The 1,786-nt window shown below is 70.4% G+C and carries 1 protein-coding gene; it reads right to left on the reverse strand.

The genetic code is table 11. The features are described from left to right. The coding region (locus tag NBW84_RS12770; protein WP_250284845.1) for a sodium/proton-translocating pyrophosphatase at positions 1 to 1,413 on the reverse strand (1,413 nt) is incomplete at its 3' end. Positions 1,414 to 1,786 lie beyond the last annotated feature (373 nt).

Below are 1,786 nucleotides of genomic sequence, written 5' to 3' on the forward strand. Positions count from 1 at the left end.
GGCGATGCCCTGGGCGTTGTCGCTGACCGGCCCGAAAGTGTCCATCGAGACGATGACGCCGACCGTCGTCAGCAGACCGGTGCCGGCCAGCGCCACGGCGAACAGCGCGACGGTGACGCTCCCGGACCCGAGCAGATACGCACCGAAGACGGCCGCACTGATGAGCAGCGCCGAGTAGACAGCCGATTCCAGGCCGACCCCGATGCCGGAGAGGATGTTGGTTGCGGGGCCGGTGGTGGACGCTTTCACGATGTCCTGGACCGGTCTGCGGCTGGTCTCGGTGAAGTAGCCGGTGAGCAGCTGGATCGCCGCGGCCAGCACGATGCCGATCAGGACCGCAGTGATCGCGATGAGCCGTGGGTCACCGCTCTGGCTACTGTCCGCCATCCCGGGGAATCCGGAGAAGCTGCTGGGAAGGTAGACGAGCGAGACGATGACGACGCCGATGGCGGAGATCACCGCGGACAGGAAGAACCCCCGGTTGATCGCTGCCATGCCGCTGCGGTCACCCGCGCGCGGTGCGACCGAGAGGATGCCGACGATCGCGGTGAGCACGCCGACAGCCGGGATCAGCAGCGGGAAGATCAGCCCGTTCTCGCCGAACGCCTTCACGCCGAGGATCAGTGCGGCCACCAGCGTCACGGCGTAGGACTCGAACAGGTCCGCGGCCATCCCGGCGCAGTCGCCGACATTGTCCCCGACGTTGTCGGCGATGGTGGCCGCGTTGCGCGGATCGTCCTCGGGGATGCCCTGTTCGATCTTGCCGACGAGGTCGGCGCCGACGTCCGCCGCCTTGGTGAAGATGCCGCCGCCGACCCGCATGAACATCGCGAGCAGCGCCGCGCCGAACCCGAACCCCTCCAGGACCTGCGGGGCCGTGTCCCGGAAGGCGAGTACCACGACCGCCGCGCCGAGCAGGCCCAGGCCGACGGTGAACATCCCGACCACACCCCCGGTGCGGAAGGCGATCCGCATGGCAGCGCGTTCCCCGGCCCGGATGGCCGCGGCCGCGGTCCGGGAGTTCGCCCGGGTGGCCAGCGACATGCCGACGAAGCCGACCAACGCGGAGAAGACGGCTCCGAGGACGAAGAAGAGCGACCGGCCGACCCGGGAGGCGGTGGATTCCGCGGGCAGCAGCAGCAGCACGAACGGGATCACGAGCACGAAACCGGCCACCGTGGTGAACTGCCGGCGCAGGTAGGCCGCGGCTCCTTCCTGGACGGCGCGAGCGACCTCGACCATTCGTGGGTTTCCCGGGTCGGCCGCGAGCACCTCGCGGGCCAGGTAGCCGGCCACCACCAGCGCCAGCGCCGCCACGGCCGCCACCCCGGCGACCAGTCCGATCTGACCTGCGCCAAGTTCGATGGCGGCACCGCCGGGACTCGTACCCGCCGCGGCTTGGATCAGGACCATGGGCCCTCCCGGTCAGGTCTGTGCACCCTCCGCGCCCACCCCGTGCCGGTTGTGGGAGCCGGCGGGCGGGCGCGGCCGGACATCGCATCTGACGACGTCGTCGAGGTTGCCGCTGCGGCGTGGGAGGGCGCCGAGTCGGCGTGGGCCGGCGAAGCGGGTGCGACGCCGGCATGACTGCCAGCCGGGACGGATCCGGGCGGCCGCCCGTCCCACCGTCGCGCCATCGTGCGGCGACCAACGCGTTGGTCCGCGTTCTCCCGATTCTCCGTTCGGTACCACGGGGAGCACTCCAGACATCGCGCACGCGGTCTGATCGACCGAGTGATGCGGCAGTCTATCCACACGGCCGTAACATGCGCTCGTTCTTTCGTTG

It is taken from the genome of Protofrankia sp. CiP1_Cm_nod2, from assembly GCF_920664355.1.
Classification (GTDB): Bacteria; Actinomycetota; Actinomycetes; order Frankiales; family Frankiaceae; genus Protofrankia.